The 23,329-nt window shown below is 38.5% G+C and carries 26 protein-coding genes; 6 read left to right on the top strand and 20 right to left on the bottom strand.

Going from position 1 to position 23,329, the window contains the following annotated elements; genetic code table 11:
* Nucleotides 1–280 precede the first annotated feature (280 nt).
* Genes TH67_RS08420 through TH67_RS08400 form a run of 5 tightly spaced genes read left to right on the top strand, consistent with a single transcriptional unit; the run spans nucleotide 281 to nucleotide 6,123 of the window.
* Nucleotides 281–1,687 (top strand): CYTH and CHAD domain-containing protein, encoded by a 1,407-nt coding sequence (locus TH67_RS08420; protein WP_257638066.1) that lies wholly within the window; start codon nucleotides 281–283, stop codon nucleotides 1,685–1,687.
* Nucleotides 1,688–1,699: 12 nt separating this feature from the next.
* Nucleotides 1,700–2,422 (top strand): bifunctional demethylmenaquinone methyltransferase/2-methoxy-6-polyprenyl-1,4-benzoquinol methylase UbiE, encoded by a 723-nt coding sequence (gene ubiE / locus TH67_RS08415; protein ID WP_072595190.1) that lies wholly within the window; start codon nucleotides 1,700–1,702, stop codon nucleotides 2,420–2,422.
* Nucleotides 2,415–3,581: an exodeoxyribonuclease VII large subunit gene (gene xseA / locus TH67_RS08410; RefSeq protein ID WP_072595189.1), complete on the top strand. Its 1,167-nt coding sequence runs from the start codon at nucleotides 2,415–2,417 to the stop codon at nucleotides 3,579–3,581. The genes ubiE and xseA overlap by 8 nt, the downstream gene beginning before the upstream one ends.
* A gap of 2 nt (nucleotides 3,582–3,583) precedes the next feature.
* Nucleotides 3,584–4,663: a phosphoserine transaminase gene (gene serC, locus TH67_RS08405; protein WP_072595188.1), complete on the top strand. Its 1,080-nt coding sequence runs from the start codon at nucleotides 3,584–3,586 to the stop codon at nucleotides 4,661–4,663.
* Nucleotides 4,663–6,123: a class I SAM-dependent methyltransferase gene (locus TH67_RS08400; RefSeq protein WP_072595187.1), complete on the top strand. Its 1,461-nt coding sequence runs from the start codon at nucleotides 4,663–4,665 to the stop codon at nucleotides 6,121–6,123. Before serC ends, TH67_RS08400 begins: the two co-directional genes overlap by 1 nt.
* A 29-nt stretch (nucleotides 6,124–6,152) precedes the next feature.
* On the opposite strand, the gene TH67_RS08395 is transcribed toward TH67_RS08400, so the two are convergent.
* From TH67_RS08395 to TH67_RS08375, 5 genes are all read right to left on the bottom strand, one after another.
* Nucleotides 6,153–6,893: a sulfite exporter TauE/SafE family protein gene (locus tag TH67_RS08395; protein WP_072595193.1), complete on the bottom strand. Its 741-nt coding sequence runs from the start codon at nucleotides 6,891–6,893 to the stop codon at nucleotides 6,153–6,155.
* Between the two features lie 253 nt (nucleotides 6,894–7,146).
* Complete coding sequence (locus TH67_RS08390; protein ID WP_072595186.1) at nucleotides 7,147–8,118, bottom strand: phage late control D family protein; 972 nt, start codon at nucleotides 8,116–8,118, stop codon at nucleotides 7,147–7,149.
* Nucleotides 8,112–8,303 carry a tail protein X gene (locus TH67_RS08385; RefSeq protein ID WP_072595185.1) on the bottom strand — a complete coding sequence of 64 codons (192 nt, stop codon included), beginning with the start codon at nucleotides 8,301–8,303 and terminating at the stop codon, nucleotides 8,112–8,114. Before TH67_RS08385 ends, TH67_RS08390 begins: the two co-directional genes overlap by 7 nt.
* Complete coding sequence (locus TH67_RS08380; protein ID WP_072595184.1) at nucleotides 8,296–8,670, bottom strand: phage tail protein; 375 nt, start codon at nucleotides 8,668–8,670, stop codon at nucleotides 8,296–8,298. Before TH67_RS08380 ends, TH67_RS08385 begins: the two co-directional genes overlap by 8 nt.
* Nucleotide 8,671: 1 nt before the next feature.
* Complete coding sequence (locus tag TH67_RS08375) at nucleotides 8,672–10,900, bottom strand: phage tail tape measure protein (protein WP_072595183.1); 2,229 nt, start codon at nucleotides 10,898–10,900, stop codon at nucleotides 8,672–8,674.
* A 47-nt stretch (nucleotides 10,901–10,947) separates the two neighbouring features.
* Here TH67_RS08375 and TH67_RS10390 point away from each other — a divergent pair, with 47 nt between their 5' ends.
* Nucleotides 10,948–11,115 (top strand): hypothetical protein, encoded by a 168-nt coding sequence (locus tag TH67_RS10390; RefSeq protein WP_155463277.1) that lies wholly within the window; start codon nucleotides 10,948–10,950, stop codon nucleotides 11,113–11,115.
* 117 nt (nucleotides 11,116–11,232) lie between these two features.
* Here the strand turns inward: TH67_RS10390 and TH67_RS08370 are convergent, their stop codons facing one another.
* From TH67_RS08370 to TH67_RS08305, 15 genes are all read right to left on the bottom strand, one after another.
* On the bottom strand, nucleotides 11,233–11,457 hold the full coding sequence (locus tag TH67_RS08370) for a phage tail assembly protein (protein WP_081370933.1): 225 nt from the start codon (nucleotides 11,455–11,457) through the stop codon (nucleotides 11,233–11,235).
* 73 nt (nucleotides 11,458–11,530) lie between these two features.
* Nucleotides 11,531–12,043 carry a phage major tail tube protein gene (locus tag TH67_RS08365; RefSeq protein ID WP_021090342.1) on the bottom strand — a complete coding sequence of 171 codons (513 nt, stop codon included), beginning with the start codon at nucleotides 12,041–12,043 and terminating at the stop codon, nucleotides 11,531–11,533.
* Between the two features lie 12 nt (nucleotides 12,044–12,055).
* Nucleotides 12,056–13,219: a phage tail sheath subtilisin-like domain-containing protein gene (locus TH67_RS08360; RefSeq protein WP_072595182.1), complete on the bottom strand. Its 1,164-nt coding sequence runs from the start codon at nucleotides 13,217–13,219 to the stop codon at nucleotides 12,056–12,058.
* A 2-nt stretch (nucleotides 13,220–13,221) separates the two neighbouring features.
* Nucleotides 13,222–13,857 carry a DUF7338 family protein gene (locus TH67_RS08355; protein ID WP_081370932.1) on the bottom strand — a complete coding sequence of 212 codons (636 nt, stop codon included), beginning with the start codon at nucleotides 13,855–13,857 and terminating at the stop codon, nucleotides 13,222–13,224.
* Entirely contained in the window at nucleotides 13,844–14,011 is a 168-nt protein-coding gene (locus TH67_RS10385; protein WP_180371749.1) for a hypothetical protein, read from the bottom strand. The genes TH67_RS08355 and TH67_RS10385 overlap by 14 nt, the downstream gene beginning before the upstream one ends.
* Nucleotides 14,008–14,274: a hypothetical protein gene (locus TH67_RS08350; protein ID WP_072595180.1), complete on the bottom strand. Its 267-nt coding sequence runs from the start codon at nucleotides 14,272–14,274 to the stop codon at nucleotides 14,008–14,010. Before TH67_RS08350 ends, TH67_RS10385 begins: the two co-directional genes overlap by 4 nt.
* Entirely contained in the window at nucleotides 14,271–14,570 is a 300-nt protein-coding gene (locus tag TH67_RS08345) for a hypothetical protein (protein ID WP_072595179.1), read from the bottom strand. The genes TH67_RS08350 and TH67_RS08345 overlap by 4 nt, the downstream gene beginning before the upstream one ends.
* 14 nt (nucleotides 14,571–14,584) lie before the next feature.
* On the bottom strand, nucleotides 14,585–16,150 hold the full coding sequence (locus TH67_RS08340; protein ID WP_072595178.1) for a tail fiber protein: 1,566 nt from the start codon (nucleotides 16,148–16,150) through the stop codon (nucleotides 14,585–14,587).
* Entirely contained in the window at nucleotides 16,143–16,838 is a 696-nt protein-coding gene (locus tag TH67_RS08335; RefSeq protein ID WP_072595177.1) for a hypothetical protein, read from the bottom strand. The genes TH67_RS08340 and TH67_RS08335 overlap by 8 nt, the downstream gene beginning before the upstream one ends.
* 2 nt (nucleotides 16,839–16,840) lie before the next feature.
* Entirely contained in the window at nucleotides 16,841–17,764 is a 924-nt protein-coding gene (locus TH67_RS08330) for an SU10 major capsid protein (protein ID WP_072595176.1), read from the bottom strand.
* 13 nt (nucleotides 17,765–17,777) lie between these two features.
* Entirely contained in the window at nucleotides 17,778–18,266 is a 489-nt protein-coding gene (locus tag TH67_RS08325; RefSeq protein WP_141081778.1) for a hypothetical protein, read from the bottom strand.
* 23 nt (nucleotides 18,267–18,289) lie between these two features.
* Nucleotides 18,290–18,829: a hypothetical protein gene (locus tag TH67_RS08320; RefSeq protein ID WP_072595174.1), complete on the bottom strand. Its 540-nt coding sequence runs from the start codon at nucleotides 18,827–18,829 to the stop codon at nucleotides 18,290–18,292.
* Nucleotides 18,830–18,905: 76 nt separating this feature from the next.
* Nucleotides 18,906–20,579, bottom strand: coding sequence for a portal protein (locus TH67_RS08315; RefSeq protein WP_072595173.1), 1,674 nt, complete (start codon nucleotides 20,577–20,579; stop codon nucleotides 18,906–18,908).
* Between the two features lie 170 nt (nucleotides 20,580–20,749).
* Nucleotides 20,750–22,309 (bottom strand): hypothetical protein, encoded by a 1,560-nt coding sequence (locus TH67_RS08310; RefSeq protein WP_072595172.1) that lies wholly within the window; start codon nucleotides 22,307–22,309, stop codon nucleotides 20,750–20,752.
* Nucleotides 22,310–22,529: 220 nt separating this feature from the next.
* Entirely contained in the window at nucleotides 22,530–23,312 is a 783-nt protein-coding gene (locus tag TH67_RS08305) for a cache domain-containing protein (protein ID WP_178140366.1), read from the bottom strand.
* Nucleotides 23,313–23,329: the final 17 nt, after the last annotated feature.

The following is a 23,329-nucleotide window of genomic DNA, read 5'->3' as shown; positions in this document are numbered from 1 at the left end:
AGTAAAAATTTACGCTCTATCTCCAAACTCACATTTTTCTCCAAAATTTTTTGTTCATTTTAGCAAGTTAGTGCTTAAAACAATGAGAAAAATGCTAAATTTAGGCTTATTTTAAAAGTATTTTTATAAGAAAAAAGATGGAATTTATGTTGCTAAATAGCAACATAAATTCCATCTTTTTTCTTATAAAAATACTTTTAAAATAAGCCTAAATTTAGCATTTTTCTCATTGTTTTAAGCACTAACTTGCTAAAATGAACAAAAAATTTTGGAGAAAAATGTGAGTTTGGAGATAGAGCGTAAATTTTTACTCAAAAATTCTCAAATTCTAGATTTTTTAAAAGAAGCTGGAGTAGTCTTTAAGCATCTTGAAATTTCTCAGTTTTATACCAAGATAACGCAAAATGAAGAGATCCGCTTTCGAAGTGAAGAGGATAAATTTATAAAAACTGTAAAGATCGGCAAAGGTCTAATCAGAGAAGAAAATGAAGAATTTTGCGAAAAAGCGGAGTTTAAAAAGGCTCTTAAGAACCGCATCGGTAGCGTCATCTTAAAAGATAGATATATTTTTAAACTAAATAACAATCCTTGCAATATTGATATTTTTAAAAATGAACTAAACGGGCTTTGTACATTTGAAATCGAATTTAGCGATGAAAATGAGGCCGTCTTTTTCAAGCTACCACCGTTTTTAGAAAATTTTTGCCTAAGTGACGTAACTTGCGATAAAAGATATAAAAACAAATTTCTTGCCATCCACGCTAATGAAAATGAACAAATCGACTACAAAAGAGCCTATAAGATCATAAAAGAAAAAGAAATTTTGCCAAATTTTGCTGCAAATCTAAAAAGCGGAGAGGCGCTAAGAGTCCTTTTTGTTAGTATTTTTAAAGTAATAAAAAGGCTAAAAAGCCAGTATTTGATAGATAAAGATGAAGAAGTTTTGCATGAGCTTCGCATAAATTTAAGAAAGGTTAGATCGATCCTTAAAATTTTTAACGGCGTTTTTGATGAGAAAGTGACACTTTTTTTTGGCGAGAATTTTAAAATGCTTGCAAACTCGACAAACAAGAAGCGAGATTTGGATGTATTTTTGAGCTTTTTAAACGAGCAAAAGCACGCAAATGAGCCTATCTATTTTGTGCAAAAGGCTCTAGATTTAGAGTATGAAAATGTAAAAAGCTACCTTGGCGATGAAGAAAACTACGCATTTTTAAAAGAGTGGGAGATATTTTTAAATGAGGGTGAATTTTATAAGTCAAAACTCTTTGACGTAAGCCTTTCGCGCCTTGGTTCATTTAAGCTCAGAATGCTTTTAGTTTTAGCTCAAAAAAGGCTAAAAAGCCTTAATCAAGACTGCCCAAATGAGAGCTTTCATGATCTTAGGATAGAGCTTAAAAAGATGAGATACACATATGAGTTTTTATGTGAAATTTTCTATTTTGAAGGGCTTAAAAAGTATGAAGAGAAGCTAAAACAGATGCAAGAAATTTTTGGCAATCTTCAAGACTATGACGTCTGGCTCGGTATCCTTAAAAGGCTTCCAGAAATACCAGATAAAGAGAGGCTCGAGAGTAAAATTTACAAGCAAATTTATAAAAGTAGAGAAGAGATACTAAAAAAGCGTCTTAAATTTATAAAAGCAACTCGCAAAATTTCAAGAAATTTAAAAATTTACTACATATAAAAGGGCAAATTTATGCAAAAACAAGAAAAAATCGTTGATATGTTTAATCAGATCGCTCCGACTTATGACGTCGCAAACAGGGTGCTAAGCCTTGGCGTGGATGTGAGCTGGAGGAAATTTGCCTGCAGATATATGCTAGAAATTTTTAAAAATAAAAGCATAAATATCGTGGACGTGGCTTGCGGCACTGGCGATATGATGGGGCTTTGGAGTGAAATTTCAAAAGAATTTGGCGTAGAGGTGAAAAGCCTAACTGGCATCGACCCATCAAGTGGCATGCTAAAAGAGGCGAGAGCAAAATTTCCAAATTTTAAATTTATAGAAGCCTACGCTGATAATACAACGCTTGCAAGCGGTGAGGCTCAAATTTTAAGCATAAGCTATGGCATAAGAAATGTGGTCGAGCGAAAGGCTGCGCTTAGGGAATTTAATAGAGTGCTTGCTCAAGATGGCTACGTCGTCGTGCTCGAATTTACAAAGCGCCAGAAAAAGGGCTTTATAACCTCATTAAGAGATTTTTACCTAAGTAAAATTTTGCCAAGTATCGGCGGCTTTATCTCAAAAAACAAAGAGGCATACGAGTATCTGCCAAGCTCGATCGAAAATTTCTTAGACGCAAAGAGTTTTTGTGATGAACTTATAGAGGCTGGCTTTGAGATAGAGCTTTGCAAGGGCTTTAGCATGGATATCTCGACACTATTTATCGCTAAAAAGGTAAGAGAAATCAATGCTTAGTGTATCTGAGCTAAACGAAAAAGCAAAGGCACTGCTTGAAGCGACACTTGACTATGTCGAGGTAAGTGGAGAAATTTCGCGCCTTACTAAGCACGCTTCTGGGCACTGGTACTTCACGCTAAAGGACGAAAAGTCAAGCATCTCAGCTGTGATGTATCGCATGAACAACCAAAAGGTGAAATTCTTACCAAAAGATGGCCTAAAAGTAAAAATTTATGGCAAAGTGACCATTTATTCGCCAAGTGGGTCCTATCAGCTAGTGACAAGTGCGATGCTGCCTGATGGCGAGGGCGAGCTTGAGCTCGCGTTTAGGCAGCTTAAAGAAAAGCTCGAAAATGAGGGTCTTTTTGATATCGGCGCAAAAAAAGAGATACCAAATTTACCAAAAAGGATTGCGCTTGTGACTAGTGCTACTTCGGCGGCGCTTCAGGATATGTTAAAGGTCGTGACGAGCCGTTGGAAATTAAGTGAAATTTATATTTTTGATGCTTTAACTCAAGGTGAAAATGCCCCAAGCTCGCTTATAAAAGCCTTACGCAGAGCCGATAAATACGGCGTTGATGTGATCGTTTTGGCCCGCGGAGGCGGCAGCAAAGAGGATCTTTGGTGCTTTAACGACGAGGGTCTAGCTCGCGAAATTTACGCTACAAAAACGCCAGTCATAAGCGCTATCGGACATGAGATCGACTACGTTATAAGTGACTTTGTAGCAGACCGCAGATCGCTTACGCCAAGTGCAGCTATGCTTGATCTTTTGCCTGATGAAGAGGCGTTTTTCCAGTATCTTGACAGGCTCAGCGACGATCTTGATAGCGCCTTAAATTTAAAGATCACAAAGAAACAAAATTTATTAAATTTACTACTTTCTAAATTTTCATCAAACGCCCTAAAAGCTAGGATCGAGCTAAAATTTAGCGAGGTAGCAAACAAGCAAAACGCCCTAACAAACGCCGTGCAAAGAAAGATCTTGCTTCTTAGCTCAGCTCTTAGCTCGCTAGAAAAAGCTTATGAGATGAGGGAGCTCTTTTTTGAGAGCACTAAGGGGCTTATCGAGGTTAGAAAAGATGGCAAGAAAGCCGATCTTAGGGATTTAAATTTTAATGATGAGATCGAGCTTATCTCGCAAAATACACATAAAAAAGCAATTATTAAGGAGTAAAAATGAGCAGAAAAATCAACTTTAGCGCAGGTCCAAGCGCGATACCATTAGATGTTTTAGAGCACGCAAAGGCCGAATTTACCGATTACAGAGGCGAGGGCTACTCGATCATGGAGATCAGCCACAGAAGCAAGACCTTTGAGGAGATCCACTTTGGCGCGATGGAGAAGATAAGAAAGCTTTATGGCATCGGCGATGAGTATGAAATTTTATTTTTACAAGGTGGCGCACACTTGCAATTTAGCATGATACCGATGAATTTATATCAAGGTGGCAGGGCCGAGTACGCAAATACTGGCGTTTGGACAAACAAAGCAATCAAAGAGGCAAAAGTGCTTGGCGTAAATGTAGATGTCGTCGCAAGCAGCGAGGATGAAAATTTCTCTTACATCCCTGATGTGAAATTTAGTGATGACGCCGATTACGCATACATCTGCTCAAATAATACGATTTATGGCACACAGTATAAGGCTATGCCAAAGACTAAATCTCCCCTAGTTGTCGATGCTTCGAGCGATTTTTTCGCTAGACCGCTTGATTTTAGCAGTATTGGTTTACTTTACGGCGGTGCTCAGAAAAATGCAGGTCCAAGTGGCGTGACTATCGTCATTTTAAGAAAAGACCTAGTTGATCGTGTGAGCAGTCAAAATGTCCCTATGTTTTTACGCTACAAAACGCATGTAGAGGCAAACTCACTCTATAACACACCGCCAACTTTTGGAATTTATCTTTTAAATTTAACTATGCAGCACCTGTTAGATCTTGGCGGACTTGCCGAGGTTGAGAAGATAAATGCCAAAAAAGCAAGTACACTTTATGACATTATAGACGGCTCAAATGGCTTTTATCTAGGTCACGCTAAAAAATCAAGCAGATCAGATATGAACGTGAGCTTTACAATACCAAAAGATCATGCTCTTGAGCCAGTTTTTGTAGAAGAAGCGCTAAAAGAGGGCATGCTAGGGCTAAAAGGTCACAGACATCTTGGCGGCATAAGAGCTTCTATCTACAATGCCGTTAGCCAAAGCGACGTTGAAAAACTTGGCGAGTTTATGAGAGAATTTGCAAGAAAACATAGCTGATGAATAAAACAAAGAAAGCTTACGATGAAATTCCTTATTTCTCGGCCGCATTTAGTGACTGCTCGCCTGTTAGGATAGAAGCGGTTGCTAAATTTCTGGGGCTTAAAGCAGCTAGCTTAAAAGAGGCTAGGGTGCTTGAGCTTGGCTCATCATATGGCGGTAATATCTTGCCATTTGCCATTTCGCACAAAAGCGCAAAAGTCGTTGGTATCGACATCTCAAGCCATCAAGTGGCTGAAGGTAACAAAGTAGCAAAGCAGATAGGTTTAGAAAATTTTACTCTGCTTGAGCGAAATTTTTTGCACATGAACGAAAGCGATATAAAAGAGCTTGGGAAATTTGACTATATTATCGCTCATGGTGTTTATAGCTGGGTGAGCCCAAATGTAAGAGATGCGCTGCTTGCTACGATAAAGGCGCTACTTAGCAAAGATGGCATCGCCTATGTCTCTTATAACACCTACCCAGGTTGGAAGAGCCTTGATATCTTAAGAGACTTCATGCTCTTTGCGAGTGCAAACAGGGGCGATAAAGAGTCGCTACCTCACGTCAAAGAGGAGCTAAATTTCTTGCAGGATTATTTGAAATTTAGCCTGCAAAACCAAAGCGACGTCGTCTATAAAGACAGCATGAAGCTACTTTTGACGCAGCTAAATTTCTTGCAGGGCATCATCGCAAAGGGTAGTGATTATTACATTTTGCATGACTTTTTGGAGGCTAGTAACGAGCCAACTTACTTTCATAAATTTGCTAAACATATCGACAAACACGGACTTTGCTACGTCATAGATGCTTCGCTAAATGATATCTTTGCAAGCTCAACTGGAATTTACCGCTTTGACGCACATATCGAGCAAAATTACAACTCTCGCATCAAAAAAGAGCAGCTAAACGATTTTTTATTTAATAGATCATTTAGAAAAAGTCTCATCACTCACAAGGAGAGGCTTGGCGGTGCTGAGGATTTTGATGCGGTACTTGGAGAGAGTGAGCTTGATAGGATTTATTTTGCATATTTTAGCGAGCAGCCAAGGACAAAAACGCAAGAAATTTTAAGCAGAAGCTATCCACAAAGCTTAAATTTAAGCGAAGTAAAAACGGCGCTTGGCGAGAATGCAAATGAAGCTTTTGTGGGACTGCTTGAAATTTTAAACGATCAAAACACTAAAATTTCATCCTCAAAGCTTGCAGCGCTTGCTTATGAGCCTAAAAAAACTAGGCTAAAGCCTAGAGTTGCGGCCTATCTTGGGTATTTTCTGGATGCTAGCTCGCCAGTCATATCTTTGGCAAATGAGCTAAATGGCAAGCTAAGCTTAAGCCATGAAGAGATCAAAGCTGCATTGAAATTTGACGGCAAAGCCAGCCTTAAAGAGATCGCAAAGGGCGTAAATTTAAGCGAAGATGAGCTAAAAGAGCTTGCCTTTAAACTAAGTGAAGCTTACTTTTTCGAAGAAATTTAAAAAAGAGCATGGCAAATTTAGCCATGCTCTTACTCAAAAAACATATCTTTTAATATCAAACATATCATCGCTATGTAAAAGAGTAAAAACCATTTTTTAAGTGTTTTTTTGTTGGTATTTTGCGTCTTGTTGGTGCCAAAGTATGCGCCTATTAGCGAGCCAAGACCTAAAAATGTGCCCTCAGCGTATGAGATGTGACCATTTAGTGAGAGTGAGATGAAGCCGGCAATGGCTGCAAACATAACGAAAAACACGCCCATAGAAACGGCTTTTTTCAGCTCATAACGCAAAAAGCCAACCAAGATAGGAGCGATAAAGACGCCTCCGCCGATACCGATGCTAATGGCAAAAACGCCAACAAAAACGCCAACAAAAAATAGCAAAAAGAGCGAATTATTCGCATTTGAGCCGTCGCTGTTTGGCGAAAAGTATAGCTTTATAAGCGAAAAGACAAATGTCGCAAGTAACATAGACTCAAGTAAAAGTGCAGGCGCGTGCGATACGATGATGCCGCTAAAGCTAGCTCCAACCAAGCCTCCAAGCCCCAAAAAGACGCCTCGATTTAGCTTTAAAAGCCCAGCTTTGTAGTTTAGATACGAGCCAAACGTCGCACTAAAGATCATCTGCATGACACTTATGCCAATGGCAGTTTTTACGTCGTATCCAAAGGCGACCATGATAGGAACGACGACCGTGCCGCCACCGATGCCAAAAAACCCAGCGATGTAACCAACGCCGATACCGATTATAAATAGTTCTACAAAAAGCATTTTTTCTCCCTCGACTGGCGCAAATTTTAGCCAAGGGGCTCTTAAAAAAATAGTAAAAAGGCGTAAATTTAAAAATTTAGCCAAAATTCTAAAAAGTAAAAGTGTAAAACGACTTTTCAAATCAAAGTGATTTTACGCTTAAAATCAAAGTGAGCTAAAAACCGCATTTTTTCACTTTGATTTCTAACGTAAATTTTTATGTTTTTAAATAGCCTTTTACGACCTTTTAAAAACATATTAAATAACTAAAATTTTACCCCTCAAACTCTATGTCTATTTCATACCCATTCGTGCTAAGCTTATGGCTTACTTCTTTTATACTAAACTCATTTACTTCTAGCCCAGGAACTCCACCAAATTTAAGCTTGCCACCTGCTATGATGTTTTTCCCTTCGCAGCTACATCTGCCATTTATTCCGCCGCGCTGCAGCTCGTTAAGTTTAGCTTCTGCTTGTTTAAAGGCCTCATTATCACTCTTTGGCTGAGCTATCTGCATCTTATATACCTGTTCACCACTTCCCACCTTAATGCTTTTTACCTTACCAGCTTCAATATCTTGCCACTCTACTATTACGGCTGTATAAGAGTTTCTATTAGCTTCAGTGATCTCCAGCGAGTAAAGATCAGTTAAATTTAGTATAAAAGTAGGTAAATTCTCGTTTTTTGAAGTATTTGAGGTTTGGCTAGCATCGCCCTTAGCATCTTTGGCTGTTATGATGATGTTATCATTTTTAACAGCCATTAAAAAGCCAAATTTGACGCATAGATCATATAAAAACTCTATGTCGCTTACATTATCCTGAATAACAGAAGCTATGTTTTGGTCGCTACCGCTTGTTTTTAAAGATAGTGCATTGGCACTAGCTATCTTCTTGGCTATGCCAAAGAGTGTTGTATTTTCCCAGCTCACACGTCTTTTCTCTTTTGCAGGGCTTGCAAAATTTACAGCAGTTGCTCTTACCTCGGTAGTTTGGTTTTTATAATCCCTGCTAGCCGTTTGCACGCTAAAAGAGCCACAAAGATAGAGCTCATTTTCATATCCCAGCCAAAGTTTAAGCTTATCTCCAAATACTGGCTTTGCATATATGCCAAATAGGGTAAAGCTGATTTCGTCGCTTTCATTGCCCTCTTTATCGGTAAAGCTTAGACTTATTAGGTTTTGTCTGATGATGTTTGTTATGTCTTTGCCGCTAGCTTCTAGCTTGAAAGCCGGTTTTCTCACCATAGTTTTGCCTGCTCTTTCGCTGCTTCTTTTATATCAGGCAAAAACACCTTATCACCTGCATGAAGTGTTGTGTTAAGCTTTGGGTTTATAGTTAGAATTTGCTCAAAAAACCTTAGATGTCCGTAGTGGTTGTAGGTGATAGTATCAAGCCTATCACCGTCTTTAGCTATGTAAATTTTATCCATCATAATCCCTTTTTAGCTCTAAACTAAAACTTTGCGTAAAAAATGCTCCATTTGGAGTGAAAATCGCTTGTTTTTCACTGATTTTTACTATAACGAAGCGACCAAAATATTTACCATTTCCATTTGTAAGTGGCAAGCTTTGACGTAAGGCGGCTAAGGCATAAAGTGGCTTTAATGCGCTTTGTTTATCACCGTGATATGGCAGCGTTTGCCCCTCTATATTAAGTGTGCTGCTCCCTAAATTTGCACTAAATAAGGCTGGATAGTTTTGTATCCGCTCTTGTTCACTTATACCAAAGTCTGTTTGAGTGTCAATACTATTAGTTTGCTCCCATCTAAATTTAAACCCACCAAGATTTAGCACCATATTATCCCCTTATATCCGTGTTTTTACGGTTAAACTCATCACGTCTTAGTGCATCTTTAACGCCTTTTACCATTTGGGCTTTAAAGCTCTCTAGGTCAAATTTGCCATTGTCTGAGTTAAGTAAAAAATCACCATTAAAGCTAATGTTGATGGCGCCACCACCTGGGCTAGCTGCCACTAGAGCTGGAGTCTCTTTTACGTGAGTATCACTATCTGAGCCAAAGATAGAGTTAAAAAAGCCACCACTATCATCTTTTGGTTTTAGCTCACTGCTTGCTTGCTCATCGTCTCCAAAGCCAAAGAATTCTTTTGTCTTGCTCCAAGCACTACTTAGCCCCTTAATAGCCTCACCGACCATGTCGTTTATCCAGCCAAATTTCTCAGCTATCCAGTCAAAAAAGCCACCAAAAAGCTCATCCCATATCTTGATAACTGGCTCAAAAATAGCGCTTAAAAAGTCGCTCACTCCTTGCCAAAGATCGCTAAAAAACTTTGTCGTGCTCTGCCAATATGGCTTTACACTCTCCCATATCTCAAGAAAAAATGCCTTTACCTCGTCCCAATTTTCTATAAGATAGGCCGCTGCTGTGCCAAGAGCTACTACTATGGCACCAATGCCTGTGCTAATAAGGGCAAATTTCATAGTCCTTATAGCTAGAGTTGCTGCCATTAAGCCACTACGCATTAAGGCACATGATGCTGCAAAGGCCTTTGAGGCAGCACTATAAGCAGTAGTGATAGCTAGAGTTGCTCTTAGTCTTGCACCAACTAGCCAAATGCTGAATGCATGAGCTTTGGCAGCTAGCGTGGCACTTGATATACTCACAGCATGAGCCAACCATCTAACCTTTGCTATTAAGAGCATAGGATTTAAAAATTTAACTACCCTTATAACGCCCAAAAATCCATCTGCTACACTTAAAAGTGCTATCTTGCTAAGAAGCAACACCGGTTTAAAGATCATAAAGCCAGCTGCAGCGCTAACAACTATGGCGCTTAGCTTTGGAAATTTTTCATTTAGCGAGCTTAACACTCCAGCTACCTTACTTAAGATTGAAGCTAATAAATTTGTAAGTGGCAAAAAGGTTTCTCCAAGTCTTGAACCTAAATTTCTCCATGCTTGTGTAACCCTTTCGATGCTACTTTTTGTAGTGTTTAGCTTCGTTTGTAGCTCACGCTTCATAGAGTCAATGGCTTCATCTGAGTGTGCCATTTTGATATTTGCTTTAAGGGCATCGATATTTGTTACAAGCCCTGCTATCTCATCGTTGAAATTTCCACCAACTAGATCATAAAGTAGCCCTGCTTGCTTATCTTTATCAGCTCTTGAGATCGCTTCTAAAAACGTAGTTATAGCTCCAGCTGCATCTTTTTGTAGGGCTGTTTTTAGATATGTTGCATCCATGCCTATACTTGCTAACGCTTCTTGAAAATTTTTACCCTTTTTATCAGCCATTGAGAGTGTGGAGTAAAGAGCATTTAAGCTAGTGCCTACAACAGAGCTAGCTTTGCCAGTGCTTAGCATTGTAGCACTTATGGCACTAGCACTTTTACTATCTAGGCCTATCAAGCTAGCATTTGCAGCTGTTAGTGAAGTAGCCTCAAATATATCAGAAGCATTTGCATTAGTAACCTTATTGTCGAGCAAGTTTACACTATCAAAAAAGCTATTAAGCTCCTTTATATCGTTCATCTTAAAGCCAACTTTCATATTATTGGCCGCCTTTGATAAGGCTTCAGAGCTCATTTCAAATGCAACTGAGCCGGTTGCAAGCATCTTTGTGTAAGTTACTAGCTCCTCACCAGCTAAATTTATCTTACCGCCGCCAGCTGCAATGTCAGCTATATTACTAAAGCTCTCTCCAAGCTGTGAGCTTAGCCCTCTCATCTCATTTTTTAGCTTAGCTAGGTTCTCATCGCTATCATCAACATACTTTTTTACATTCGCAAAAGCCGCCTCATCATCAATGGCAAGTTTTATTGGCACTCCTATGGCTACTGAGTTTGTAAGATTGCTAAAATTTGTCGTAAGTTCGCCTAAAAGTGCTTTTTGGCTCTCTCTTATTTGGCTAGATAGATTTGACAACCTAGTGTTGTCTAAAGATGTTATGGCTTTTTTTGCTTCTGCTATCTTACCTTTTAAACCATCAAACCCTTTTTTTAGCTCTGATATTTTACTTAGCCCTTTTACTGCTAGACCAATACTAATACCAACTTGTGCGTTATCCATATCTTTCCTTTAAAATACGATATAATCCCTTTTAAAAAGGATTTAAAATGGCTTTAATCATTCCTATTTTTATCGTTTTATTCTTCTTCGTTTCACCAAGTGGCTTTTTTGAAACGTTTATTGCCTTAGTTTTTGGCTTAGGGATACTTGGCAGCCTTATTGGCACCGCTGGCTTAGCATTAAGTAAAACCAAAGAAGTTATAACTCGCTCTTAGCCTTTAAGATCTTTACTGAAATTTCTAAAAACTCACTAAAATCACTCAAGCTAAGATTTATTATCTCGTTATATCCATAGCCTAAAATATGAGCTATAAGGGCGATATTTTCGTTATTTACTCCGCCCTTACATCTAAAAAATCATTTAACGCCTTTTGTAAAGACATAAATTCTTTAAACTCCAAATTTTCAACTTCATCTTGTGTCTTATTACAAAGTGCAGCTATCATATAGATAGTTTTTGCCATATCGCTACCACCATTTTCATCCGCCATCTTAATGGTTCTTACTTTTGGTGCGTGCATTTGCCAAATTTCATCTTTTATCTTTATCTCTTTCATTTTTGTATCCTTTTGTTGTTTTTGCCTGCTTGGCTACATATCAAAGTAAAACAAGCAGGCTTAGTATAAAAAATCACTCTCCTAAATTTGAGCGAACCCCTGCCATATAATCAACTCCGCCTATAACGCATATCATATTTTCACTATCTTTTAGCACCATCGGCACGCCATCCACGTTTATATCCACGAAATGAGCTGATAGCTTAATAGTAACTTCTAACTCTTTTCCACTTTCAAACTCAGATACTTCATAACTGATAATATCTCCAGTAAAGGCTGCACTAAAAGGCACAGTTTTACTTTTGCCACTTTGGAAAATGCTAGCTTTAAAAAGCCACGGAATGCGGTTAGTAAAGCTGTTTAGTCCTAAATTTACCCACATGTTTTTATCTAGCACACTAACTGTAAATTCAACCTCTGTTGCCTTTAGCATGCCAGTTGTGTAATTTGTGCTAAGAGCTCCTTTGCTCTCTATCATTTCAAACTCTATTGTGGGAAGCTTTAGCTTTTTTGTTACGCCAAGATAGCCGATGCCATCTATATAAACGTTACCTTCTTGGATTACTTGAGGAATTTGTCTTTTCATTGTTTATCTCCTTTATTTGTTTAACTCATCCATCAAAACGCTACCGTATTTATCCACGTAGATAAAATCAAGTGTAAGCTGCTTAACGATTGGATTGTTTTGCATTCTGACGTCAAGGTAAAATTTACCAGCCGTGATAGTTGCGTCGGTGTTTTTTGCACTCCAGCTAAGCTCATATCCAAGAAGTACCTTTGCTCCAACTAGCTGACGAAGGAGCTCACTAACTGATCTTTTTGCATGATAAAGCTCGCTAGCTTTTCTATCGATCGCAAACAGCACTCCCTTTTGGCAAGCTTGCGATATTCGGTCAAATATCCTAACACGTGCTAGATCTTGCCAAATAGTATCTTGGTCACTCGTTTCGCCACCCCAAGCCCTAAAGCCACTCTCTCTGATAATGGTAGAAATTTTTGCTGCCCTGAGCTCATCAGCTGTACAAGTCTCACCTAACTCAAAATCCACGTCTATTTGCGTGCCCGAAACTCCTATCATAACCCTGTTTGAATAGCTATCTGAATATCCAAACTCGCTTGCACCATCTGTGTGGGCTATCATGCCGGCTATTCTCGCGCTTTGCCCCTCATAGACATAAGCGTTCGTTTCATCATCCCAAACCTTGACATTTGGATAAGCGGCAACTAGCCTATTTGTACCAAAATCGCCCATTTTAACAATGGCTGCTGCTGCATCATCTGCTTTTAGATCCACAATGCCAGTTGCTTTTAGCCTAGTTGCCATCTTTTCTATCTCGCCTTTAATCGCATCTTCATGGCTAAAGCCAGGTGCGATTATTAAATTTGGGCTATAACCAAAGCGTGATTTAGCTTTAGCAAACGCTGTAACGGCACTTTTGCACTCCGTGATCTCATCGTTCGTATCGCTATCGTCGTCTTTGGTGAATACGCTTAAAATAATCTGCGTATTAACTGCCTGATCTTCGATGCCCTTTAATGCCCTATAAATCGAGCCTTTTTTAAAAGCTTGGCTCGCATCCTTTTTAGCTTTGTATTTTGCTTCAAGAGCTTCAAGTGCCTTTGCTGTTGTCATATAAAAATGTAGGCCATTTTCTAGCACCTCTTCATACCCTGCTACACCAATAGGCGTAGTACTTTCTACCGCTATTGGTCTTGCTGCCTCAGCTGATACGGTTACATTTACACCAAATTTTGCTGCCATTTTTATTCTCCTTTTTGATTTACTTTTTTAAATGGGTTTATACACCACACCGTTTTTAAATATTTCTTATCATCTTTCTGGGTGAACTCTTTAAAATTTAAGGCATTTGCCCCTGCTATATCCATAAGCTTCCATCCGACATAAATGCGACAATAAAAGCCACTTAAAAAGCCTTTGTATCGGACTACTTTATAAAGTCCAAAACGCTCCCTGCCATCTTTTAAAGTGCAAGTAACCTTACAAAACCCACTCTTTTTACCACCATTACTGGCAATATTGGGATCACCTATCGTTTGTATGCTATATGGATTTACATCATCTACTTTGACGCCGTTAATCTCACTCGAAAAGCGTCCTATCTTATTACGTAAGAGCCAAAGAAGCCTTGCTTTATACGTTCTATTGACTGGCTCAGGATAGTGCTTCTCTCTCCAGCCACTATCACCATTGATAGCAGCACACTTACCATCGTAATAGTCGTTTGCATCTTCAAACCACCTAAATATCTTTGGCAGATGTTCATCATCTTTTTTACAAAATAGTAATGCGACTGGCACGACCACAAATGCAAGCAACTCAAGCACAAGTTCCACTGAAATGATCGTTATAAGCTGCAATATCTCTTTACTCTTTAGCATCATTTTCCTTTTTTGACTTCTTGCTTGGCTTCTCACTCTCTTTTATTTCGCTCTGTTTGTATTCTGGGCATTTGGGACACTCGCTCCAAGTGCAAGCGCCGTCTTTATCCAGCTTTGATGCACAAATTACGCACCTTTTTATTTTTACTCTCATTTCCTATCCTTTTGTGTTGGTCTAGTTTGAACCACATCTGTGAATTCGTCTTTGTCTAAGTACCAGAACGGTTTTTTACCGTCCTCGTATTGAAATTTGGCAAAGTCATCTGGGTGCGCTCCAAGGTGCGCAAATACCCTGATAATATTTGTCATATTCGAGCTGTCCCAGCCCTCGCACTTTCTAGCACGTAAAAAGATCACGATAGGGCAAAGTAGCACGCCCAAGATTAGCGATAAAACGCAGATTAAGAAATAGCTCATTTTAATTCCTCTCTTTGCACTATTAGCTCTTTTAACTCCGCCCTTAGGTTTTCAAGCACGGCGTTGTTGCCGATAATCAAAGCGTGTTTAATGTGGTTTTCGCACTCGGCGATTTCAGCTTCAACCTCTGCTAGTCTTTCGGCGCGCTCATCTACCTTTGGAGATAAATATGCTTCTATCTCCTTTTGTGCTAGAGGTGTTAAACTAAACTTTTCTACACTTTTAGCTAAAGCTTCTTCGCTTACGTCGTCCTCATAAGCATATCTCTCATTATTTTTGTCTTTGTAGTATTTCACTAATTTTTCCTCCCTTACTTTAGTTCAGACCAAGAGCTAGATATATTGGTGTTGCTACATATACTTAGTTTTTTGAGTGCAGTATTTTCTGGTGTTGCTATTTTATATTTTGATCCTGCTGGCACAATAAATTGTGCATCAACAAAATAAAGTCGTTCTGATTGTATTTTTCTTACTACTACATCATCAACAACAATGTGAAAAATGTAAGATCCTGATGTGCTCTCTAAATTGAAATCTACCATTATAGGTCTGCCTGCGGTGTTTGGATAATAAGTGTTTAATTCTCTTTGAGCCCACACGTCTTGATAAGTTTGACCTACTCCTATACTCTTATTTGCCTCTATCACATCACTCACGGCTTTTTCGGTTACTGCCACGTCCTCTTGCTTGGCAGTTATGGCATTTTTGAGTTTTGTTATGCCTGCTTTTGTTTCAGTTGCAAGTATTGTTTTATCGATTTGCCCAGCTGTTGGAGTATTTACGTTTTTGACTTTTATAATGAACACTACTGCCATATTGTATGGTCGAGTTTCGTTTGCAGGTTTAGATGTTGCAAATATTGGCTTGTCTTCTTTACCTGCAACACTTTTGTAGGCTATATCAGTGCCAGTAGTAGAATATGTATATTGAACAGCTCTATAATCGTTTCCTGTAGTACCATAAACATTTCTATTACCTAAGCTATCTGTTACTATACTTCTAAGTTGTAAGCTATTTACATCAATAGCGTCTTGTTGAACTACACCTAATCCTACAGCGTTGCCACCTATAGATCTCATAAACTTACCGTCACTGAAATTAGGTAAGTTAAAGTTTTCTCCCGAGCCACCATATATGTAACCCAATACATTAAATAGCTCTGGATATTCTGACTTCTTAAGGCTTCTGCCGTCAGCTATCAAAAAGCCAGCAGGGATCGTTTTTTGGCTTGAATAGCTTAGATATGCACCTATTGGCAAGCCATCCGTTAGCTCGGTTTTTGGAACAAATTTATCGTCGCTTTCTTGCTTGGTGTACGCGTCTATTTTTTCATTTTTATTTAAAAAAGTCTGCTCGCACCACTCTTCACTGGCTATAACACGCCATATTTCTTTATTTTCACTAGGTTTCTTATTTGTATTTTGTGTTTTTGCCTGATAGAGCTTACCATTTAAAACACTAATGGCACCAGCAGGATACTCTAATGTAGAGTTCCAAGGGGTTATGCCATTTTTATGTATAGTGCTAAATTTTTCATCTACTACCCCTTTTGCTTCATTCAAAAGAGCCATGATCTTTTTTGAAGAAAATGTAGAAATCAAAGCCTCTGCACTATCGTTTATTGTGCCGCTTTTTAAAACCTCTTCTATTTGAGCTTTTAAAGTGTCGAATGTTTTTATTATCTCAACGATTTTATTATACTTACCATCAAAATCTTTTTTATCAGTATCAAATAATGTTTTATTTGCAGCGACTAATTCGCTTATTCTTTCTATATCTGTTTTTATTTTTCTCAGCTCATCAGGCTCTATTTTTTCAAGCTTTTTGCCTATCCCTAAAATTTCTTTACAAATTTGAGTAAATTCCATATCAGCCATTTTTATTCTCCCCTAAAACTTTCTTGCTCATCAGCCTATCAAGCGCTCTTAAATCCTCTCTATCGGTATGCTCGCCGTTTTGATAGGCGATAAAAAGATATATAAATTTCCTATACCCAAGCTCATCACTATTTAAAAATTTCTCTGGATGCTCGTAGTTATCGATTTGGCCATAAACGATATTTGCCATGTAATAATCAAGTCTTTTAATGAAATTTTCATCCCATGAATAGTAAGGATCTAAGGCATAATCTATTTTATAAGGCTTTAACCAGCCCTTTATTCTAAGTGCTTCTGTTAAGTTATATGAATTTTCGTTAAAATTATTTAGTTCATATTCACATAAATTTTGTAGATAAAACTTGTTGTATTTTGCATAAAACTCAGAATGTGCTCTTTTTTTGGCCACTCCATAAATAAGTGCTTTTAAAAGCGATTCGTCAAGAAAATCAACAACATCATTTTCATTTTTTTGTGCGTTAAATTTCCTCACAAAACGTCTTTTGTCTATATGGTATTCGATACCAAAATTTCTATGATCTATCTCAATCATTTCAAGAGGCGTTACTGCACGCGATATATCTGCTGCTGTCTCTTCCACTAATGATTTTAATTCTTCAAAATCAGGGAGTTTTATATCTCCCCTGGTAGATACCTTCAACCGCTGCAAAAACGCCTCATAATTCATTTTTACACCTTTAGCTTTTTAAGCCATCCAAATGCTACAGGAGTACATACACGAAGTGTAAATTCGCTAATAATCTCTTTTTCTACAGCATCGTTGCTAGTTGGGAGCTCTCTAGTCATCATTGGACGCCAATTTACTTTAAAAATGTCATCGGCTCTAAAGGCAATGATCTCATTTTGATCTAAGAATGGATTCAACATAACCTTTACATCGCCGTAGCTAGTTCTAATGGCAAGTAGATCCTCTTCTAGGTATTTTTGTGTGATATTGGCTTGTTTTATCTTGTCGAGAATATCTAGCAGCCTATCATTTTGCTTATCATTTACCATTAAGAATTGATAAGGTCTACCTTTGCTCCAGCCGATTTTTAGCAGATCTCTAATCATTTGCATAGTTAAGTCTGTATTATTTGCATCGATTGTATTATTTGCAGTAGAAAAACTTTTTAATCCACCACATTTTCCGACTACAGGAGAACCACCACTATTTACTCTTTGTACAGCCGTCTGAGAAGAAAGCAAAATTTTCTCTATGGACTTTTTATGTTCCACGGAAGCCATCTCGCCTTGATTAGCCAGGATGCCTCTACCTGCTACATCTTTGGCCGGCTCTTGTGATCCAGAAACTCCGTATGTATTTTTAACTATTTGAAAATGATTACTTAGAGTATTGCCAACAAAATACTTGGCTGTTGCTTTAGCTCCACCTTCTGCGTGCGCATTAGCTGCGTCACCATCAGGCAACTCATCATAAAACCATTTATGCCCTACCGCCACGCTCGTGCTTCTATCTGCAGGTGCGGCTGTGCTTATTGCACTATAAAAAGGCGTAGATTGCCATCCTATTTGCTTTATAGTGTTTTCAAGTACTACACCCTTACTGCCAAAAGCCTCTTCAGCAGTTACTAATCCAGTTTTTATAGCCATTTTCTTTTACTCCTTAAAATAATCTCGCATATAAGGCCTGCTTCTCGCTATCGTTAGCCTCACCTTTATTAATCTTACCGATGAGCTCTTTTACGCTCACACCACCACCAGTCCCCCGTGCTATGTCAAATTCATCATCAACTTGCACTTGTGCCTTGCCATGGAAAAATTTTAGATAGACGTTTTCAATCCCTACCGGAGTCAGTAGTGCATCGCCAGTGCCAGGGTTTTTCTCATCCATCTCTAAAATTTTGTCTGTGACTTTTTGCATATCAAAGTCCGGATAACTCTTCCTAAAATCCGTCTCCATTTGCGAAAGTTGCGCGGCTTGGCGCATTCTTTGAAAATCCGCATACTCTTCTTTGTTGAGTTTTACTGAGTCATCAGACTGCGGAGCAGCTGGTGCTTTAGTTTCTGCCTGTACCTGTGGTTTATCTGCGTTTTTTAAAGCAGTTTGGGCTTCTTGCGTCTGTGTTTCCTCTGCAGCCGCTAGTCCTTCCAAATCCTGGTCATAGATATCTGGCATTATTCATTACCTCCTAAATTTAAACCTTTCTGCGACTCATTTGTCTTAGGAGCGCTATCGGTCTTATTTTTGTCCTCCTTTTTGGTCGCTTCTTTTAGCTTTTTATTCTCAGCTTCAAGTTTTTGAATTTTTTGTGATAAAGCTAGATTTTCGCCAGCTGAAGCACTTACATGATCTTGTAAGTTTGTACACTCTTCTTTAAAACGCTCTGCCTCACCTTTTGCCTCTAAAATTTCAGCCTTCAAGCGTTCAATTTCGTTTTTAGCCTTAGCTAGCTCTGGTGCGAGATCTTTTGCACTAGATGCGATCTCTTTCAGCTCGGTCTCGGCCGCCTCGTTTTGTGGCATCTCTTCCCACTCTTGCTCACCTATAATGCTCACGGCGGCAAAGCCATCCTCGCCCTTAGCCCTAACCACAACATCGCCGATGTTTCCACCGCTAATCTGCCCCTCTTCTTCGCCTTTTTTATAGACACTAAGTCCGTTTGTAGCCAAAGCGACGATAATACCAAGAACCTCGTATTTGTCCTTATATGCCATTTCTTCTCCTTTAAAATTTTTATTATTTTATTTGTCTGCATCCTAAAAAACGTAAAAATTTTTAAGTCATATCCTTTCAAATTCCGCCGTTTACTAAAGCTGTCATCTCCATATCTTCTTCACTAGGTTCATTTTTTATTTGTGCTTCTTCATCTTGAGTCACAGCCTCTGCTTGTGCCGCTTCTTGTGCCGCCATCATCTGTGCCATAGCCTGATCAACTTGTTCTATTGGCGCATTTTCACCAAGAATTAAAGTTAGTACTTCTTTTACGATTTCGCCTGTTATTTGTGGTGAACTTATTTGATTTTGTGCAAGTACCCCTAGCAAGCCATTTAACTGACTTATTTTTACTTCATTTGCTATCGTCGTGCCGAAATTTACGGAAATGTCAAAGTCTAAGCGGTTCGCCTTTCTTTGCGCAAGCGTGCCGATCGCGTCTATCACGCTCTCGTCTTCGGTGATTTTTACGAATTCATCGTCGCTTACGAAGCGGTACAGCAGCTCTACGAAGTGCTGCGCATAGCTTGAGAGCATAGTTTCTAGCAAGGTCTGCATCATGCTTTCTATTCTCATCGAGCTTGCGGCGTTTACAGTTTGCAGCGCGCCCATAGCGCGACGATCGCTCGGGCTAGTTTGCCCGGTCATTACGCTATTTACGCCCGTAGCTATCTCGTACTCTTTGCCGAGCATATTTATCTCTTCGCTTAACTGATATGTAGGCGGCACCGGAAAAGGCATTATCACGTCGCTTACTCTAGTGCCCATATCAGTTTCTACTCTAATAACTTTTTTTCTGGCCATCACGTCGCTTACTGTCACGACACCTTTTGTTTTATCTACGATAAAAGATGGATCTATTTGGTTTTCGGTGATGTCGATTTTTTGATTGCGCTTGATGTTGTATTCTTCTTGGATTTCTTTGACGATTTCCGGCACGCACGAACCGTATACGGCGTTTTCCTTTTCGCGCATGCTCTCCTCGACGCTAGGCATTGAGTCTATACAGTAGCCGAAGTGAAACGGCAGAGTCGAAAATTTCGTCTCCCTTACCAGAAAATTATTAGCAAAGCTCTTTAGCTCCCACATCTGGCGACCGTTTACATATATCTTTTTATAGATATCTTTCATTTGTACTCTTTGACTCCACTCTGTTTTAGAGCCTAAAATGCGATCCTTGTCTTTACTCTTATAAAATTTAGTTTTGATCTTTTCTTCAACTTGGCGTACTGATTGACGCCATTTGTAGCAGACGTATTCTATGTCGTTGATATCACTTGCATGCTTGTCAAATGCTAGATCAGTAATTGGTATAAAACGTGTAGCGATATCGCCTTGCTCTTTGTCATAAAATAAATTTACTATGCCAAGAGGTAGATATAGTGCGCTCATGACAGCTTTGCTTAGGCCAACACGATGCTCTTTTTTCTTCCATCTATTTTTTAGCACAGCAGCAAGTGCGTTTTGTAAGATTAGATCATTATCACTTCTACGCCCAACACGAGTGATCTCTATTGGGCAGCGATCACTCATAAAGCTTGTTTTAAAAATCGCATGAATGATAAAAATGGTGGTTTTTATTAGGGGGATGTATAGCTTCGAGCGGCTTCTCTCAGAGTTTTTTCGTTTTGAAGTGCGGTTATCTTCACCCTCATACTCTGCACGAAATGCCCGCTCACATTCTAGGAATCTCTTTTTATGTTGCTCAAGATCACTAAATGCTCGCTCAATTAAATTTAAATCCTCATTCATAGACTACTCCGTTTTTTTACGGGTAGTCTAATTTATGAGTTTCCTAAAAAACGTATAAAATTATTTAAGGATTAGTCTATATGCGCTATGACTAGCTCGCCATATATGTAGCATCAATAACATATGACAATCTACTATCTTTTGTTTGAAAAATATATGTTTTAATACTTTCACACCCAGCTCTCTTCCTCTGCATATTCATCATAAATTTCATCGTAACTCTCGTCAAAAAATCGCCCTGCAATGTACTGTAAAATATAAGCTTCTGCATCCATGATATCATCACTCTTGCTTTCCGTCTCAGGATCAAACCCTAGCAGCTGTGCCTCAAGCTCGTCTGTAGCGTTTAAACTTGCATTATGATAAATTTGTCTTGTGCGGTAGTAGGGCTCAAGATTTGAAATGCGTTTGTTTTTGGAGTTGCCACCATGACTAAGCGGATCTATCGGCAAATTTACACCTGTTAGCTTTTGAATAGTGTCGATCGTGTAGAAAAAGTCATTTTGCATGCCGGCCTTTTCTATGCCGATACGCATTGGGTAAAATGTGAGATAAATTTCGATTACTCGCAAGCTTCGCTCAAACGGCGTAAAGTATCCGCTCGTAATGTCAATTATAAAAAGTCTATTTTGCCTGTCAATTGCAAAGGTGACATAGGCGGTCTGATCTCTGCCTTTTCCACTTGATATATCGGACACGGTATAAATTTTGCACTCTTTTAGCCAAATTTTCTCACCATTTTCTAGCTCTATTTTATTTGCTCGTCTGATTTTTAACTCTTGCTTGTTTACTCCATCAGTTACCGTTATCGTCGTAAATGGTTCATCCGTCCTATACTCAACACCCTTAAAATATCTAAAATACTCACGCTTAAAGATAGCCTTTTGCGGATCTATTGCGGCACACATATACTCTTGATAAAATTCATTTGCCAGCCCTTTTGAGACTAGGGTGCTTTGTATTTTTTTGATTTTATCCATTGGGAAGCGAGACGGCCATGAACTTGTACCATTTTTGATGATTGGAATTTTTATGTATATCCACTCTTGTTTGGCGTCCATCTCTTCTGTACTATTTACGATATTGTTTAGGATGCTATCTTCGTGTAGTATAGTACCCAATATCACGGCCTTACCACGTGTAGGATGCAAAGTAGGTAATAAATCGGCATAAAACCAGCTACGAAGCTTTTGGCGGTTGGCATTTGAGTCGATAGGGTATCTGCCGACTTTACTCTCCAGATCATCGATGATTAGCAACGTTGGGCGCATGTTGTCGATATTCATACCACGAGGATCTTGCCCTGCCGAGAGAGATACTACGTAGCATTTTTTCTCTATACTTTTGCCGTCTTCATCTTTCATGCCTTGATTTATAATAACCTCAATAAATCCTTTATTCCAAGCCTTACCACGAGCTATGGCATAACCTTTAGCCGCTGCCTTATCGATACTCCCTTTGATGGCTTCCAAAAATGCTGTCGCTTTATCCTCGTTGGCCGAGACTATCATAATAAAAGGCTCGGCAGCAAAATATAAGCGGCTTAACACGTAAATTTTATTTAGCAGGGTGGTCTTACCGGCGCCGCGAAATACTGCTATAGCTTTATACTGACCTTCACCGTCAATAAAACGGATTATTTCTAAATGAAATTTAGGTGTCTTGTTTTCAAAAATTTCAGGCTCTACATCTTTGGCAAATTTTAGATATAGTTCAGGAGATAGGTTCATTTATTATCCTTTTTTAATTAAAAAGGGTAGATAATATTTTCCTAAATTTTATAAAGTTATACGATAAAAAATAAACGGATATTTTTACGGATATTAAAAAATAAATAAACTTGTTATCATCCTATATTATAGGTATATCTATTTTAAATATGGTAGCCCTCGCTTCCACCATTCTTTTTGTTTACACTACAAATACAAAAATTTATCAGATAAATCGAACCTAAAAAAGCTCTTCTGACTCAAAATAATTTTGTGAAATATTTCGCTCTTTTTCATTAGTATTTACATGAAGCACATAATAGCCTATCTGTGTGTTGCTAGCATCTATTAGTGGTACCACGCAAAAGTAGTGCGTTTTATAAACGTAAAATTCATATTCTTTAAAATTAATATCACGCAAAAAACCTACTATGTTTAAATTTGCACTGCTTAAATTTTCGATGTAATAATCATTTAAAATTTGATCACTTGGAATGCTTTTACGAGATGGCATCTTGTCTTTTGCCAAAAGAACAAATAGATCAATTCCTTGCTTTTTAAAATAATTTCCAAGTGAGTCAAAATTTAACAAAACCTCGATGTTGCCAATAATTTTACCATCACGTATTACGTTTGAGACAGCCCTTATATGCGTTCCAGCATACCATGCCTCGATGCCGACCATGGGCTTGTTTTGATGCCTTGACTCTTGCACTAAAAACCTACTACTAGCGATCATATCGCCATATCTGTTTAGATCCCAACTCCTTACATAGCTTTTTAGATCTTTATCATAAATGTGAAGCTTAATGTTGTTATACATCGATGCTGCACCAAGAGTTTTGGTCAAATTTTCGATATTTTTTATGCATTCATCGCGGCTTTGTCCTAGCAAGCACATTTGTATAGACTCATTTTGAGCAAGCAAGATAGAGATCGCCATTGATGAAAATTTCTCATCATCTATACTTTTATTAAGCTGTTTTACCTGGTAATCAAAAAAGACTCGCATATTATTTTGCATCTTTTCAGCCATATAAG

Source organism: Campylobacter concisus (genome assembly GCF_001891085.1).
Classification (GTDB): Bacteria; Campylobacterota; Campylobacteria; order Campylobacterales; family Campylobacteraceae; genus Campylobacter_A; species Campylobacter_A concisus_O.
This window is presented reverse-complemented; position numbering and strand designations above follow the sequence as displayed.